Annotated in this window: 14 protein-coding genes; 10 read left to right on the forward strand and 4 right to left on the reverse strand. The window is 51.7% G+C overall.

What is annotated here, in order from left to right; genetic code table 11:
- Positions 1 to 282 precede the first annotated feature (282 nt).
- From SD69_RS00610 to SD69_RS00620, 3 genes are all read left to right on the forward strand, one after another.
- Positions 283 to 1,449: an aldo/keto reductase gene (locus SD69_RS00610; RefSeq protein WP_041521656.1), complete on the forward strand. Its 1,167-nt coding sequence runs from the start codon at positions 283 to 285 to the stop codon at positions 1,447 to 1,449.
- 473 nt (positions 1,450 to 1,922) lie between these two features.
- Positions 1,923 to 2,213: a hypothetical protein gene (locus tag SD69_RS00615; protein WP_041521657.1), complete on the forward strand. Its 291-nt coding sequence runs from the start codon at positions 1,923 to 1,925 to the stop codon at positions 2,211 to 2,213.
- A gap of 279 nt (positions 2,214 to 2,492) precedes the next feature.
- The gene (locus tag SD69_RS00620; RefSeq protein WP_157471584.1) at positions 2,493 to 3,674 is read left to right on the forward strand and encodes a hypothetical protein; all 1,182 of its coding nucleotides are present in this window, start codon (positions 2,493 to 2,495) and stop codon (positions 3,672 to 3,674) included.
- Between the two features lie 274 nt (positions 3,675 to 3,948).
- Here SD69_RS00620 and SD69_RS00625 read toward each other — a convergent pair whose 3' ends face one another.
- The gene (locus tag SD69_RS00625; protein WP_041524273.1) at positions 3,949 to 5,547 is read right to left on the reverse strand and encodes an FAD/NAD(P)-binding protein; all 1,599 of its coding nucleotides are present in this window, start codon (positions 5,545 to 5,547) and stop codon (positions 3,949 to 3,951) included.
- Positions 5,548 to 5,714: 167 nt separating this feature from the next.
- Here SD69_RS00625 and SD69_RS00630 point away from each other — a divergent pair, with 167 nt between their 5' ends.
- The 3 genes from SD69_RS00630 (at position 5,715) to SD69_RS00640 (ending at position 7,197) form a co-directional block, all read left to right on the forward strand.
- Positions 5,715 to 5,927 (forward strand): hypervirulence associated TUDOR domain-containing protein, encoded by a 213-nt coding sequence (locus SD69_RS00630; protein WP_041524274.1) that lies wholly within the window; start codon positions 5,715 to 5,717, stop codon positions 5,925 to 5,927.
- 389 nt (positions 5,928 to 6,316) lie between these two features.
- A complete protein-coding gene (locus SD69_RS00635) occupies positions 6,317 to 6,514 on the forward strand; it encodes a CsbD family protein (protein ID WP_041521659.1) in 198 nt (65 codons plus the stop codon).
- Positions 6,515 to 6,717: 203 nt separating this feature from the next.
- Positions 6,718 to 7,197 (forward strand): DUF6231 family protein, encoded by a 480-nt coding sequence (locus SD69_RS00640; RefSeq protein WP_041521660.1) that lies wholly within the window; start codon positions 6,718 to 6,720, stop codon positions 7,195 to 7,197.
- Between the two features lie 95 nt (positions 7,198 to 7,292).
- Here SD69_RS00640 and SD69_RS00645 read toward each other — a convergent pair whose 3' ends face one another.
- Both SD69_RS00645 and SD69_RS00650 read right to left on the reverse strand, forming a co-directional pair.
- On the reverse strand, positions 7,293 to 7,994 hold the full coding sequence (locus SD69_RS00645; RefSeq protein WP_041521661.1) for a class I SAM-dependent methyltransferase: 702 nt from the start codon (positions 7,992 to 7,994) through the stop codon (positions 7,293 to 7,295).
- 58 nt (positions 7,995 to 8,052) lie between these two features.
- Positions 8,053 to 8,952, reverse strand: a complete 900-nt coding sequence (locus SD69_RS00650) for an NAD(P)/FAD-dependent oxidoreductase (protein ID WP_041521662.1) — start codon at positions 8,950 to 8,952, stop codon at positions 8,053 to 8,055.
- 116 nt (positions 8,953 to 9,068) lie between these two features.
- Between SD69_RS00650 and SD69_RS00655 the strand changes: the two genes are divergently transcribed.
- On the forward strand, positions 9,069 to 9,503 hold the full coding sequence (locus SD69_RS00655) for an Rrf2 family transcriptional regulator (RefSeq protein WP_041521663.1): 435 nt from the start codon (positions 9,069 to 9,071) through the stop codon (positions 9,501 to 9,503).
- 53 nt (positions 9,504 to 9,556) lie between these two features.
- Here SD69_RS00655 and SD69_RS00660 read toward each other — a convergent pair whose 3' ends face one another.
- A complete protein-coding gene (locus tag SD69_RS00660; protein ID WP_041521664.1) occupies positions 9,557 to 9,955 on the reverse strand; it encodes a RidA family protein in 399 nt (132 codons plus the stop codon).
- A gap of 159 nt (positions 9,956 to 10,114) precedes the next feature.
- Between SD69_RS00660 and SD69_RS00665 the strand changes: the two genes are divergently transcribed.
- The 3 genes from SD69_RS00665 to bioF all read left to right on the forward strand — a co-directional run bounded on the left by SD69_RS00665 (position 10,115) and on the right by bioF (position 13,355).
- Positions 10,115 to 10,696 carry a TetR/AcrR family transcriptional regulator gene (locus tag SD69_RS00665; RefSeq protein WP_041521665.1) on the forward strand — a complete coding sequence of 194 codons (582 nt, stop codon included), beginning with the start codon at positions 10,115 to 10,117 and terminating at the stop codon, positions 10,694 to 10,696.
- A gap of 416 nt (positions 10,697 to 11,112) precedes the next feature.
- Positions 11,113 to 12,174 carry a biotin synthase BioB gene (gene bioB / locus SD69_RS00670; protein ID WP_041521666.1) on the forward strand — a complete coding sequence of 354 codons (1,062 nt, stop codon included), beginning with the start codon at positions 11,113 to 11,115 and terminating at the stop codon, positions 12,172 to 12,174.
- Between the two features lie 17 nt (positions 12,175 to 12,191).
- The gene (gene bioF, locus SD69_RS00675) at positions 12,192 to 13,355 is read left to right on the forward strand and encodes an 8-amino-7-oxononanoate synthase (protein ID WP_041521667.1); all 1,164 of its coding nucleotides are present in this window, start codon (positions 12,192 to 12,194) and stop codon (positions 13,353 to 13,355) included.
- The last annotated feature ends 1 nt before the right edge of the window (position 13,356 follow it).

Below are 13,356 nucleotides of genomic sequence, written 5' to 3' on the forward strand. Positions count from 1 at the left end.
TTGGCCTATTTACGGGTTTTTACTAGCGGCTGGGTATAACCGCTCGCTATTTGCTGTCTGTCCGCTCGGCGATACTTTGGCGCGATAAACAGCTTTTAGCTATAGAGGTAGGTTGAGCGCGCTCTATTGATATCGCTAACCCATTCAGCCGTACCAGCCTGACTCTAAACTTGTGCAAGCTTATGATAACTTATGCAAACTGGCTGCATATTGAGCACATCTGTGTCATCAAGTTCCTGTAACGTAGGTAATAGCATTGAGGCTCATTTACGGAGGATTCACATGGTATCGCGCAGAAGTTTGATCAAAGCAGGGGCAGCAATAGGCGTCGGTTCAGTATTGGGTGCACCGACGTTCGGCCAGACATTAGAGGTAAAACAGTCCACTGGGCCTTTGATGAAAACCAGAGGTCAGGTTGATAGAAGTGCCTCGTTACCGACCAACGCCCAGCGCAATAGTAAGCACTATCGGCCCAAGTACAGAATGGGTCTAGGCGGTCTTGCTGCTGGCAATGGTTTTAATACCATATCAAGTGATGAAGAAATACTAGCTATGCTCAATGCGGCCTGGGATTCGGGCATCAGGCATTTCGACACATCGCCGTTCTACGGGTTGAGCTTAAGCGAAAGACGTTTTGGCGATCTTTTGCGAAATAAAAACCGCGACGAGTATGTTCTCTCTTCGAAAGTCGGCCGTCTCCTCACCCCTTCAGCTGAGCCTTTAGAAAATAGCTGGCATTGGGCCAACCACTCACCGTTTCATTATCATTATGACTACTCAGCCTCGGGAACTCGTCGCTCTATCGAAGACACCTTGCACAGAATTGGCGTAGCATCTCTCGATATTGTATATATTCACGACCTGTCGCCGCAAAACAGTGATATGGGCGAAGACTGGGTGAAATACTTTGACGATGCCGCTAAAGGCGCAATCCCTGAGCTTACTAAAATGCGGGATGAGGGGATCATTAAGGCTTGGGGTTTTGGCATTAACACGCCTCATGCCGTCGCCAAATCTCTTGAGATATCAGATCCGGATATCTTCCTATTGGCATTGCAATACTCTATATTGGATCATCAGCAGGCGCTCGATGAAACCTTCCCCATGCTAGATAAGAGAGATATGTCTGTAGTGGTGGGTGCGCCGCTAAACGGTGGTTTTCTGGCCGGGAGAAATCGATTTAACTATTCGCCGAAAATCCCCGACCCCATGATGCAAAAATTTATACAAATGAGTGAGGTCGCCAATAAGCATGGCATCGATATAAAAACTGCAGCGCTGCAATTTGCCGAAGCCCCCGAAACGGTTTCAGCGATTATCCCCGGCGCTCGTACCAAAGAGCAAATTGAAACAAATGTTGCCGCCATGAAAGTCAAAATTCCAGAGGACTTTTGGGTTGAGCTCAAATCTAAAGGCCTTATCGCGGAGCATGCGCCGACGCCCAGTTAAAACCTACCGCTCATCTCTCGCGACAAAGAACCTAAACTCTAGAGGTCTCTAGATTACTCACGTAAAAGCCGCATCATCGATGCGGCTTTTTCTGCATTGCTAAAGCGCATGCCCGCGGTTGATAAGGGCGCCAGGAACATACGCTAAGCCTTGGAATACTATCGATTACTAGGAGGAGATTGATCTGCAACCCGGAAAAGAATCTGGCCGGTTAGAACGGAGGGAGAGAATACACAGGCATTAGTGTGACAGAGCGCACGAATCGGTAGGTCGTGACGTGGGGTTAGCACTAAGATTTTCCCTTTCCGGTCTGGATACTAAGCCGCTATTACTGTGCTTGCTGGATCTATACGACTGTCAGTACCTAAGCCCCAGACTCCAATGGGCTGTTAGAAAATCCCTCTTACCTGATATAGATCAAATCCGTCCGTCGAGATGCACGTAAAATTATCCCCTCATATCAGGGGGGTAATATGGCTTATAAAAAACTAGCGGGTACATCGGCGGTGTTTGTTGATGAGAATAACCCGAATAGCTCGGCCCAGGAGCGTGATGGCTTGACGTGGACGGCGGCAGAGCTACATCTAAACGGCATGCCCAAACGATTAGTCCGCAAGACGCCAATGGCCAACAGTTTGGCGCTGGAGGGGCTTGAAGATTATGATCCGCCAGAGGCTGGAGACTTGAGGTTGGTGCAATGCATTCACTCGGATTTTGTGTATGTCGCTTCGTCCAAAGCATGGGTGCAATACAGCATTCAATAGCCTTGGCTACCTCAAGCTCTACACGCTAGGGCTGCGTGTACGTTGTACCAGCTTTTACAATTCCATCGGGTAGTAACACACACAGGCGAGCCTAATGAGTTCTGGGACAACAGTGTTGCGCATTGATTGAACTTGACAATATGCGCCGTTTTTCGCAAAGTCTCCGCAGGAAAAATAATGACAATAGGAGCTTGTAGTCGGATGTGGAAGTATTTGTATTGTGCGTGTCTGTTCTTAGCCGTTGGGTGTTCTTCTGTCCCGACACTAGAAAATAAGCCCGTGGGAGAGGATGGCATAGTATTCTTCTCGACGGCCGGTGAGTGGGATTATGGCAGTGTAGAGGTTAGTGGCGAGCCCCGTGGCTGGTTAAGGGGTGGTTATGCAGCCATTCGCTTAGCGCCCGGGCAGTATGAGCTCACCAAGTTTAAGCGCCATTCAGGGTATCAGGGGCAATACGTATCGACCCTTTCTATGAATATTCCATTCACTATTAAGGCGGGCCAAGTAACTTCACTGGGGGAATTGGCGATTTTCAGTCAGGGTGGTAAGCGGGCCATTATTGCACTAGCCGATGAAGAAACCGGCCCGTGGTATTTGGAACGATACTATCCTAATGTTTATGGCAGCTTGACGGAGGAAGATTTCCAGCCTGCCGATATAAAATTCTCCCCTGAAGAGAAGTTGACTGCAATTCGTCATGCATTTGCTCGCGCCCACAGTATCAAGTTGCAGCGTCAGGGAAATCTAGAGTTTGGTGAGCTGGGTATCATAGCTAAAAAAGAAGGCTCTACGCGAAGTTTTGTCGATACTGAAACCTTGGCAACCCTAATCCCTGCGGTACAGCACGCCTCGGTTGATGAGCACTATTTCTTTGACAATTTTGGCCGGTTGTTTTGCTATTGTCAGGAGGAGATTACTCCTATTAATCATGCTGACGGCCAGTATGTGACAGCGCTGGCTGTGTCAAACCATATGATGGTGGCGGTCGATGGAAACGGTGGTTTGAATGTATCAAAGGATCGGGGTGAAAGTTGGTCTGTCGTACCCGAATCGCTCAGTGATGTGTATATGATTCCACATTTTTCCTTCGATGAAGGCCAATTGTTTGTTGGGCCGCTGACACACGATTACCGAGCGGCGGACGCAAACCCTCAGGGTGTCATCTTTAACGTTAATACGGCTGAGTTTGATGCAGTAGGCTGGTCAGAATACGTAACCGAAAAAACACGGTTTTATAAGGTTGGTGGTGACTATATATTCGACCCGGTTAATCTGGATGGACAAAAGACGTTCCTTTTTCGTTACGAACACGACGATGATGACTGGGATGAAGTTAGGTTACCTAATAGACATTGCGATATTGTCGTTGAGCAGGATGTGATAAATCTTGATTGTCGGCAGGGTTCAAATTTCACTTCTGCAGATGCAGGGCGTAGCTGGCAGGAGGCGTTAAAGAACTAACAGAGAGCGATAAGAGCATCGTGCCTCTTGAGTCGAGACGTCGGGATCAATCTATAGAGTCGCTCCGTCTCTCACGATTTCCCGCCTCAACTGATTCTTGAGGCGGGTGTAGATCCACTCGAGTGGACGTCTTTCTGAAACCTGAGTGTCCTCCGTAACTAAGATGTAGAGAAGCATTAGGCCAGGCGATATCTTCTTTGGCCTCAATAAAGCCTACGCTTGAATCGGCATGGGTTCTGAAAACTCAAGTTTCCGTCAGCACCTCGCGCAGATCTTAGCGGCGACCGGCTTGAGAAATAGTGCCAACAAAGTTTTGGCTAACAGCCTTGCCGATTTCGGCGCATACCGTAATACCCTGCACAAAAGGCTTTAATGGCATGAGGTAAGGCAATGCCGCCAATGCGACGCATCCCTTTTGAATCGTGGGTAGGTCAATAATGTAATCATCGTTGATGGGCGGTTTGCCATGTGGCTTCTGAAGTAGTTGTTTTCTTAACTGCGGAAAAGGCAAGTCGAGCAACTTTAAGGGCTTTTGCCCACGGGCATCGATAAAGATATCAAAGTTAAGGTTGGTTTTTTCGCTACGAATAGTGGTGTAGTCCTGATGAGTTATCAGGTCGTACTTGTCTCCCAGTGCGACTAAGTCGATGATTCCGGCTTCTTTAAGCGCCAGTATTCGGCGTACTGATTCCGGGGGTACCGCGGCGTAATTATCGATAAACACGCGCTTTAACCCTTGTTTAAACCGGTCTGAGTCTTTTTTATCAAGATGCGGGAACATTGGTTCTACGGCTTCGTGCAAGCGTAATAGTGTATATCGCCAGGGTACCGTGCGGCGTCTGGCTTTGTTCTCCACTACCTCTTCGAGGTTCTTTCTCGCCCAATAGAAGGGGTTGTGCTCTTGCCGCGCCGAAAAATAGGCGTCCGAAAAGCTGTCGGCATCCAATGCGTCCAGTCCGATTTTTTCGCTCCATATGGGATCATTCAACTTCAGCTCTCGAACAATCAAGGCAAACACGCGATCCAGTAATCCTTCAGTCGGTGCCGCAATTGCCCGGCGTATAGTTTCTGGTGTGGCAATGGTTAAGGGCTCGTGCGGAATCGGGCAGTAGAAGTCGGCCTCTGGAAGAATGCCGGATCTGGACAGTAAGGTGATCCTTAAATCTGAGTTTGAGGTAGTTAAGTCAAACCGTAGTGAGTTGGCGTCACGACCTTGCTGCTCTACAAAGCGCCCATGTTGAACCGCCACTGCCATGGCGGCATCTATACCGCTTAGTGATGCTCCCATAATACCTATACGTGCAGCGGGAATGTTGCTGTCTATCAGGCCGGACCAAGGGCTTGCAAAATAGCTCGGTGTACTCTTCGACTCTGAGGGCCAGTGGTGTCCAGTGGCAATAACAAGGTAATCGAAGCCGTGTGGCTCACTCTCGTCTTTTAGCCAAAGCCTGCATGATGTTTTTGCATCGATATCAACTACAGTGCTGCTTACCCGAGTAGAAATGCAATGGCCGTTCTTTCGCCCGCATTCAATCAGCCGTTGAAGCTGGTTGTGAAAATAGTGGCCAAGCAAAACCCGTGGTAGAAACTGCCGCTCATTAAGGTCAGCTTTATCGACACCGTATCGTTTCAAAAAACTATGGCTTTGCTGTTGCAGCCATTCTAGGTAAGAGCACGCCAGCGGCGGAATTTCTATGCTGGCGATATTGGCTAACATCACCGGATGATTGGTGTGTTCGTCAAAGGGCATGCCGACGCCTGCCACTTCACGCGATTCGTAAAGAGTAATGCTCACTGGCATAGGGGATTGGATCAATCCGGCCAGTGTATAAAGGCCTGTAGGCCCGGTACCAATAATGGCGATTTTTTTCATGGCTGAGCTCATCGTTTGATGGTCATGTCTATCAACAGAAAATCTTATTAGCAATTTCTTTGCCTAGTCGTACCGCGCGCGGTGACGCGCATGCCTATGTGCAGGATTTAAAGTGGGCATGCTCGATGCTTACCTGTTAGTAGGCAGAGTTCATGGGAGTAACCGCTATGAGTCAGAAGTTCAGAAAAGGCGATCACGTTAAATGGAACTCCGAAGCAGGCATGGTGAGTGGCGTAATTATCAAGGTTCACACCACAGATTTTGATTATAAAGGGCATGCCCGACGAGCCTCAGAGGATAATCCCCAGTACGAAATAAAAAGTGACAAAACTGATCATGTTGCGGCGCACAAGGCGTCTGTGTTGACGATAGTTGATTAAGTTCACTCCGTGCCTGGATGGTACTGTAGGTTTAATAGTCAGAGTGAATATTTTTGCACTTCGCAATCGTTATTGTTGTCCAGTCGCGTACCGTCAGGTTTGCTTCGACAGGCCAGTATGTTTAAGGACGGCTTTGATCGCCAAATTTGTACAGAGCATTGTAGATTTTACTCATCTGCAGGCGAGAAAGATGCACGTGTTGACGCTATTTGCCTTTCTCAACTGCTGGTTGGGCGCTTACAAGCGGGGTTTTAATAGCTGGCATACAAGCTGCAGTGACCTGTTTGCAAACGCGTAATCTGCGAGATAAACACCGCGAAGTTACGTTAAACGACGAGTTTATTTTATAAATATTGTTAACCTCTGAAGAACGAATAGGAGACACTACGATGAATAATGATCAGTTCGAAGGAAATTGGCACAAATTTAAAGGCGCGGCACAAGAAAAGTGGGGCGATCTGACAAATGACGATATTGACCGCGTAAATGGTAACCGCGAGAAGCTCGAAGGTGAAATCCAAGCTAAGTACGGAAAATCGAAAGAGGAAGCAAAAAAAGAAGTGAATGACTTTATCGATAGTCTCTAACGGTATGAAACAAAATGTATCGCCCGCACCGCTGTTTTGTTCAACGGTGCGGGTCTTTGCGTGGGTGTATACGCAAAGCAACGCGCAAGTCATTGGCGCTTTGTAAGGCGCACCTATCGCTGCGTCCAGCCCCCCTTGCAGGTGGCTAAGCAGGGTGTGATACTGCAGCCTCATGCTTAAACCTCTTACACGTTTAACACCCTATGCCTGAATCCGAGCAAGCACTTGCCGCTATTATCGACAGTTGCCAGCCCAGCACGATGGTTGCTTTGGGCGAGATGGTGCAGCAGCTGGCGCAGCGGTGGTCTGAACATCATGAGTGTGAAGTTMCCCGCCTATCCGCCGACGATACCGACGTCGGGCAATCGCTCTCGGAAGTGCAGGATCTCGGTTTGGTCTCCGACACGCTGGAGCATATGAGCTTTCAGCAAGGGCAGATACTCATCGGCCAGTTGCGTAATTACGGCACTCGCCAGATCGCGGTGTTGGTGAGGGATCAAAGTGGCTGGGGGTTGAATGATTTTATCGCTTTGGGCTTTAAAAAAGAGGCCCAGCTAGAGGCAGGCGGCGGCGAACCCTTGACCCTCTACACCTACAATATCAACAGTTATAACCACCAGCGGCCATGGAATAACCCCCGGTTTTGGGCCAACCCGAACATGTGGGGTAAAGCGTGGTGGTGAGGTGCGCCCCAGTCATAGTGTCTAACGAGCCAAAAGCGAGTGTGTTAAAAGAGTAAGCCCTGCAGTAAACCGATATGTAAGTGTCTTAACCTTGCTCACTGAGCACTTACACGGCTCGCCAGCCAGCCGTGTATCAAGCCCGCTTGAAAAAACGGTATAGGCGAATCAAAACCCCCGGCCCTTATTAATGCGGATACCTCGTTGGGTGGCAACACGCCAACATCGTTCGTGTAAGTGCTGCGCATACGAGCCAACCCTTCCTTTGTTGTTTCGCCCGAGGTCATCACCATCCAGCTGCGCAGTAGCACCTCGAACTCGGGTGAGGTGACCTGCGCGGAAAGATCGGCGCTGACCAATAGGCCCTTGGGCTTTAGCCTGGCGGCGATGTCGCGAAAAAACTGTACACGCTCTGCACCCTCCAGAATAAATTGCGACACCAAAAAACAAGTAGCCGCATCGTGTTGGGGGATGCTCGGCTGCTCGTTCAAATAGCTTTGGTAAAATTCACAACGCGAGGTCACGCCTGCCTGCTCCGCTTTATCTCGGCAAACTGCCAGCATGGCGCCGGAGGGTTCAACAGCTGTGAAGCGCCACCCTGCATGTTGCCGGGCAAGGTGCAGCAATTCATCCCCAGTGCCAACACCAACACAAAGGATATGCGCATCGTTTGGTAGCGACATCAGTAAAGCGCTGGTCAGCAAATTTAAAGCGTCGCGAATCGCTGCGGTTTTGGTCCAGTAGGTGTCGTAGTAGGCGGCCTGCCGGTCGAACAGAGCGGTTATATCATCGGGCTGCATCGGGATCTCGCTGCTTTATGAGAAGTCGTAACGTCATTGGGCGCTAAGTTTGGGGATTCTAATGATTAAATATCAACGCACGGTGCGCGGCGACACCGGCCATGGTGCCCGATGCAATGGCAAAGGTGCCGCTTTGCATTGGGTTGGATAGATCGCCCGCCACAAAGATGCCCGCTGTAGAGCTTTCTTTAAGTTCATCAACCTTGATGCAAGTGCCCATGGGTGTCTCTACCCTTTCCAGGTTCAGCTTGGCGACCAAGGGCGACGTGATGGTTACTTTGGGGACAAGGTAAAGGCCTTTAATCGCTATCTGGCGGCCATCGCTCAACTCAACTCGCTGAATGTGCTCTCCATCGCCCACCACTCGGACTATCGCTGTGTTTTCTATGCTGACACCTCTTCTGTGAAGGTGATCGAACACGGCGTCGTCGGGGGTATATTGCCCTTGGGTAAACAGGGTTGTTGTGCCCCAGTCCGGGATCATGGCCGCTTGGTGAAAAGACATCTCGCTAGTTGCCAGCACGCCAAGGGCGCGATTTTGCAATTCGTAACCATGGCAGTATGGGCAGTGGATGACGCTCTTTCCCCAGTGCTCTTTGACACCGGGAATATCCGGTAGCTGATCGGTGATGCCGGAGGCGAGAATCAATTTCTGCGCATGGTATTGGATACCGTTTGCCAGCGTGACAGAAAACCCCTCTTTGGTTTGCGCTACATCGACGGCGGTGTCTTCAGTTAACCGGAAGGTTGGGTAAGACCGTAGTTGTGCTAACGCCGTTGCGCGAATCTCTACGGGTGTTTTCCCGTCTAGGCAGAAAACGCCGTGGGATTCTTTGGCGAAACGATTTCGCGGTGAATTGGCGTCCACGACGACGACACTGCGCCTGCCGCGAACCAGCTGCATAGCCGCCGATAAGCCTGCAAAGCTGCCGCCTATAATCACTACATCTGTCTTCATGCGCGTTTCCTTATACTTAAGAAACATCAATAGTTACATGAAAGTGCAGTCCCTGGCAACCCATGTAACATATGGTGTGTCGTGATATAGTTGGGCGTTAAACGTTAAGGTGATATATGCGCAAAGATAGTCGGCTTTCGCGAGTGCTACATGTACTCGTACACCTCAACAGGTTTGATGCTCCGGTCACGTCAGAGACACTGGCAAAAATGTTGTCGACCAACCCCGTGGTCGTGAGGCGCACGATGGCGTTGTTGCGCGCCCAGGGCTATGTGCATTCCTCCAAGGGCCATAACGGTGGCTGGGCACTTGCTAAGCCTCTGGCTGAAATTTCGTTGCTGGATATTCATAACTCGCTAGGAGAGGGCTCTGTCTTTACCATCGGTTTAACCGATGAGCACAACAGTTGCCCGGTAGAAATTGCCGTTAATAAGGCGTTAAAAGACACAATGGCTGAGGCCGAAATGCTTATGTTGAAGCGGTTTGGCGAAATCACCCTCGATGCTCTGGAGCTTGAATCTATGGGCCACGGAAAAGCACTGAATAACTAAAATGGCCGGTGTAGCCAAACAGCTGTCGTCTTTAGTCGTAGTGCTTCTCGGCGTTATAGCGCGTTGGGAATTCTCGCGATGACCTTAATTTCAAAATCAAMCCCCGCCAGCCAGTTTACGCCCACGGCGGTCCAGTTTGGATAGGGGCGGGTGTTGAATGCTTGAGCTTTCACGTCCATTATCGTGGCAAACTGATTTTCGGGGTCGGTATGAAAAGAGGTAACGTCGATAATGTCCGCCACGGTGCAATCGGCCGCGGCAAGTACCGCTTTTAGGTTCTCAAAGGCTAGCTCTACTTGTTGTTTAAACTCGGGCTCTGGGGTGCCGTCGTCACGGCTACCTACTTGGCCAGACACAAATAACAAGTCGCCAGACTTAATGGCAGCGGAGTAGCCATGGGCCTCGTATAAAGCGTGTTTATTTGCTGGGAATATCGCTTCTCGTTGCATCATAATTTACCTTTTTTAGTCACGTTGAATAGCGGTCAAGCGTTATTGCTGAGCCTGCGTATGTGCCCGAGGTGGGCGCTAGCCAGTTATTGCATACGGTGCGTATGTGAAATTACTTCACGTACACTCCGTATGTCAAATGATTTTTGGGATAAGTGTAAAATGAATAAGCGCGATATAAGTGCCCGGGAAAACAGGGCTAAGCTGATTGCAGCAGCCCGCCAGGCTTTTGCGGAGCATGGCTACGCGGCCGCATCGATGGATGACTTAACGGCAGCGGCGGGCCTTACCCGCGGTGCGCTTTACCACAGCTTTGGTAATAAACGCGGGTTGTTCGCCGCCGTGGTCGAGCAAATGGATTCAGAGATGGCTTTGTACGCGCAAACGGTGGGTGATAAATCCGAAGGCGATTGGGAAGGTTTGTTGGCCGAGGGTGCGGCGTATATCGAAAAAGCCCTCGACCCGGAATTTCAGCGTATCGTTTTGTTGGATGGCCCTGCCGTATTGGGTGATCCATCTCAATGGCCCAGCCAAAGCAGCTGTTTGCAGGCGACTATAGCTATTGTAGAAAAGTTGATTAACGAGAAAGCACTGAAGCCCGTGGATACCGAAGCGGCCGCAAGGTTGCTGAATGGCGCTGCCCTGAATGCGGCATTGTGGGTCGCCGCCAGCGACACTCCGCAAGAGGTTTTGCCGAAAGCGATAGAGGCTTTTCGGGCACTGGCGACCGGCTTGCTGAAATAAAGGGTAGAGGCACGGGCCTTTTATGTGCCGCTTTCAGAAATATTTAAATGGCAGTCGCAGAGTCTGTCTTTTTAATGGGGCTGATAGATTGTTACCCAAGCGTGCCTTTACTCCTCGACAGCCTGACAGGCACAGCGCGCCCACCCAGAAATCGCTCGCCTAGCCGTTGAGCGTAATTTACGAGAGGGCTGCCCCCTCAGGCTCTGCGACGCAAAACATTCACGGCGCGAATAGGTCGGGTGGTCCGTATCGCCGTTTGACCTAATCAAACTTGTTAACCCAAGCTCTATCTCTGGGTTGACAGATCCCCCCCACAGATTACTATAGCCACTAACCAAGATTAGCCGCTGCCGGCCGCCGAGCTGGCAGTAGCATTTAAGATTCAAAACGACTTAAAACGTTACCCGGACGCCTTTATGAACGCCTCTATTACCCCTGCTCCTGTACGTCACGACTGGACTCGCGCCGAGATTATGGCGTTGTTTGCCCAGCCGTTTAACGATTTGTTGTTTCAGGCGCAGACGGTGCACCGCGCCCACTTTAACCCTAACGAGGTGCAGGTAAGCACCTTGTGCTCGATTAAAACCGGCGCTTGCCCGGAAGATTGCGCCTACTGCCCGCAAAGTGCCCGCTACGATACCGGGCTTGAGCGCGAACGCCTGATGGCGGTAGAGAAGGTGGTGGAAGAGGCTCGTGCGGCCAAGGCGTCGGGTGCGACGCGCTTTTGTATGGGTGCCGCCTGGCGCTCGCCCAAGGGCAAAGACATGCCTTACGTAACCAAAATGGTACAAGAGGTTAAATCCCTCGGTTTAGAAACCTGTATGACGCTGGGCATGCTGGATGAGAAACAAGCGGGCGACTTGGCCGCCGCCGGGCTGGATTACTACAACCACAACCTGGATACCTCGCCCGAGTACTACGGCGAAATTATCACCACGCGCACTTACCAAGACCGTTTAGAAACGCTGGATAACGTGCGTGCCGCGGGCATGAAGGTTTGCTGTGGCGGTATTGTGGGTATGGGTGAAGAGGCGGGCGACCGCGCCGGTTTGCTGCAGCAGTTGGCCAATATGCCCGAGCACCCCGAGTCGGTGCCCATTAATATGCTGGTTAAAGTGGCCGGCACGCCGCTAGAGACCGAGGCCGATCTGGACCCGCTGGAGTTTGTTCGCACCATCGCGGTGGCGCGTATCTTAATGCCGCACTCCCATGTACGTCTGTCGGCAGGCCGCGAAGAAATGAGCGATGAGATGCAGGCCATGGCCTTTTTTGCCGGCGCCAACTCGATTTTTTACGGCGAGAAACTGCTGACGACCGCCAACCCCGAATCAAACAAAGACATGCAGCTGTTTAAGCGGTTGGGCATTAAGCCCGAGTCGCGCGAAGTGCATGAAGACGACTCTGAAGCCGAGGCCTCTATCGCCGCCTCGCTGGAAGGGGCACACAACGACAAATTCTTTTACGACGCTGCCCAGTAAAGTCACTACCCCAGCCCATGAACCCCTTTGATCAACACCTGCAGGCGGTGCTCGATGAGCGCCGTTTACAGCATCGCTATCGCCAGCGGCGCGAGGTTAGCTCGGCCCAGGGGCCGGTGCTGACGGTCGACGGCCGCGAGCTGGTTGGCTTTTGCAGCAACGACTACTTAGGCCTGGCCGCCCACCCGGAGATGGTTGACGCCATGAACGCCGCTGCCCGCGAGCTGGGTGTGGGCAGTGGTGCGTCGCATTTGGTGTGTGGCCACTCGCGCGAGCACCACGAGCTTGAGCACGAGCTGGCCGAGTACACCGGGCGCGAGCGGGCGCTGTTGTTCTCTACCGGGTATATGGCCAACCTTGGCGCTATTACCGCACTGGTGGGCAAGGGCGATGCGATTTGGCAAGATCGCCTTAACCATGCATCAATGCTGGATGCCAGCGCTCTCTCGGGCGCGCGCTTTGGCCGCTTTTTGCATAACGACCCGCAAAGCCTGCACAGTAAAATGGCGGGTTTTACGGGTAACCGCCAATTGGTGGCGGTGGATGGTGTGTTTAGTATGGACGGCGACTTGGCGCCTTTGCCCGAGTTGGCCGCCACGGTAAACGACCATAACGGTTGGTTGATGGTGGATGACGCCCACGGCTTTGGCTGCTTGGGCGCCACCGGCGCTGGCAGTTGCGAGCATTTTGGTTTAAACCAGACCGATGTGCCGGTCATGATGGGCACCCTGGGTAAAGCCATTGGCAGCTTTGGGGCATTTATTGCCGGTTCCGAGCGTTTGATTGAGTCGTTAATTCAATTGTCCCGCAGTTATATCTATACCACCGCCATGCCCCCCGCAGTGGCCGCTGCAACACGGGTAGGGCTGCGCTTGGCGCAAACCGACTCCTGGCGCCGCGAGCATTTAGATGAGCTGATCGCACACTTCAGAAAAGGCGCCAGCGAGCTGGGTTACCAGCTGATGGACTCGCCCACCCCTATTCAGCCCATTGTGATTGGCGCCGATGCCGACGCCGTGGCTTTATCCGAGACGTTGCGCCAGCGCGGCTTTTGGGTGAGCGCTATACGCCCGCCCACCGTACCTGAGGGCAGCGCCCGGTTGCGGGTGACCTTAACCGCTGGCCACAGTGTGGCGCAGGTAGATGGGTTGCTGGCCGCCTTAAAGGATGTGCAACCGTAAC

It is taken from the genome of Gilvimarinus agarilyticus, assembly GCF_000832015.1.
Taxonomy (GTDB): domain Bacteria; phylum Pseudomonadota; class Gammaproteobacteria; order Pseudomonadales; family Cellvibrionaceae; genus Gilvimarinus; species Gilvimarinus agarilyticus.

Coding starts and splice junctions, on each gene's coding strand:
- SD69_RS00610 (WP_041521656.1), top strand. CDS start 283: ATGGTATCGCGCAGAAGTTTGATCAAAGCAGGGGCAGCAATAGGCGTC.
- SD69_RS00615 (WP_041521657.1), top strand. CDS start 1,923: ATGGCTTATAAAAAACTAGCGGGTACATCGGCGGTGTTTGTTGATGAG.
- SD69_RS00625 (WP_041524273.1), bottom strand. CDS start 5,547: ATGAAAAAAATCGCCATTATTGGTACCGGGCCTACAGGCCTTTATACA.
- SD69_RS00630 (WP_041524274.1), top strand. CDS start 5,715: ATGAGTCAGAAGTTCAGAAAAGGCGATCACGTTAAATGGAACTCCGAA.
- SD69_RS00635 (WP_041521659.1), top strand. CDS start 6,317: ATGAATAATGATCAGTTCGAAGGAAATTGGCACAAATTTAAAGGCGCG.
- SD69_RS00645 (WP_041521661.1), bottom strand. CDS start 7,994: ATGCAGCCCGATGATATAACCGCTCTGTTCGACCGGCAGGCCGCCTAC.
- SD69_RS00650 (WP_041521662.1), bottom strand. CDS start 8,952: ATGAAGACAGATGTAGTGATTATAGGCGGCAGCTTTGCAGGCTTATCG.
- SD69_RS00655 (WP_041521663.1), top strand. CDS start 9,069: ATGCGCAAAGATAGTCGGCTTTCGCGAGTGCTACATGTACTCGTACAC.
- SD69_RS00665 (WP_041521665.1), top strand. CDS start 10,115: ATGAATAAGCGCGATATAAGTGCCCGGGAAAACAGGGCTAAGCTGATT.
- bioB (WP_041521666.1), top strand. CDS start 11,113: ATGAACGCCTCTATTACCCCTGCTCCTGTACGTCACGACTGGACTCGC.
- bioF (WP_041521667.1), top strand. CDS start 12,192: ATGAACCCCTTTGATCAACACCTGCAGGCGGTGCTCGATGAGCGCCGT.